Source organism: Streptomyces sp. 378 (assembly GCF_030124145.1).
Taxonomy (GTDB): domain Bacteria; phylum Actinomycetota; class Actinomycetes; order Streptomycetales; family Streptomycetaceae; genus Streptomyces.
Genome location: NZ_JASKMS010000078.1, coordinates 1 through 1583, shown reverse-complemented (window position 1 = coordinate 1583; position 1583 = coordinate 1). Strand labels below are relative to the sequence as shown.

The 1583-nt window shown below is 69.8% G+C and carries 1 protein-coding gene; it reads left to right on the top strand.

The genetic code is table 11. From position 1 onward, the window contains the following. Positions 1 to 127 precede the first annotated feature (127 nt). Positions 128 to 1573: an NF041680 family putative transposase gene (locus QNO09_RS39550; protein ID WP_283975055.1), complete on the top strand. Its 1446-nt coding sequence runs from the start codon at positions 128 to 130 to the stop codon at positions 1571 to 1573. Positions 1574 to 1583: the final 10 nt, after the last annotated feature.

The window sequence follows — 1583 nt, the reverse complement described above, 5'->3', positions numbered from 1 at the left end:
AGCTTGGCGTTTAACATCGCAGGTCACTCGTCCTGCTGACCTGCGGTTCTTCCCGGGACAGCGTGGGCGGCCGTTCTCCACGCTTCGAGATGTCGAGTAACGAAGTGCGAGAGAACGGCCGCTGCGCATGAGTCTGCCTGCCGATGTGCCCGGAAGTGAGGCGTTGGGTCTGTTGTCCCGCTTTCGGGTCGAGTTCTACGAGTGTCTCTACAAGCGGGCGGATACGCTCTTCGAGCTCACCGACGCGGTGCTGTGTGCGGACGGGCCGGTGAAGACATTGGTGGAGCTGTCGCTGGCGGTCGAGCACCGGCGCGGGCACGGAGCCCTGTACGCCGCGCTGGACCGGGGCTGGCTGGAGCCGGCGCGACTGCGCCGCGTGCTCACCGGCCTGCCGGTGCCCAGGGCGGCCGACGGGCGGATCGTGCTCGCGGTGGATGTGTCGCACTGGCTGCGGCCCGACGCACCGACCAGCGACGAGCGGCTGTTCTGCCACGTCTACGGACGCGGGGACCGCAGCAGTGACCAGTTCGTGCCGGGCTGGCCGTACTCCTTCGTCGCTGCCCTGGAAACGGGCCGCACCTCCTGGGTCGCTCTCCTGGACGCGGTCCGCCTGGGCCGGGCGGACGACGCCACCCAAGTCACGGCCCGGCAACTTCGGGACGTGGTAGTCGGGTTGGTAACGGCCGGGCATTGGCAGCCGGGCGATCCCGAAATCCTGATCGTCATGGATTCTGGCTACGACACCGCCTACCTCTCCCACATCCTGGCCGACCTCCCGGTGGTGCTGGTGGGACGTCTGCGCTCGGACCGGGTCATGCTCCGCGACGCCGGCCCCGCCCGCTCCGGGCCCCGCGGCGGGCGGCCGCGCCGCCACGGCGGCGTCCTCACCCTCGCCAAGCCCGACACCTGGCACACCCCCGACCTCACCACATCCACCGCAACCACCCGTTACGGCACCGCCGAGGCGACCTCCTGGGACCGGATGCACCCCAGACTCACCCACCGCGGCCCCTGGCTGGAACACGCTCACGAGGAACTGCCCATCCTCCACGGCACGTTGATCCGGCTGAAGGTCGAGCGCCTGCCGGGCGACCGCGACCCGAAACCCGTCTGGCTGTGGTCCTCGGCAGACAGTGCCACACCCGCGGACATCGACCGCTGGTGGCAGTCGTTCCTGCGCCGCTTCGACCTGGAACACACCTTCCGGCTGATGAAGCAGACCCTCGGCTGGACAGCACCGAAGATCCGCCACACGGACACCGCCGACCTGTGGACCTGGCTCATCATCGCCGCCCACACCCAGCTCCGTCTCGCCCGCCCCCTCACCGAGGACCTGCGCCGCCCCTGGGAACGCCGCACCGAACCCCGCCGCCTCACCCCGGCCCGGGTGCGGCGCGGGTTTCGCAACGTCCGCGCGACCACGGCCCGTCCGGCAGCCGCACCGAAACCCTCCCGGCCAGGACCGGGACGGCCTGCCGGCTCGAAGAACAAGCACAGGGCCAGGCACCACGACGTTGGCAAGACAGCCAAACGCGCTGAATCGATCAAGGAGCACCGAGCTCAGCGAGGATAAACGCCAAGCT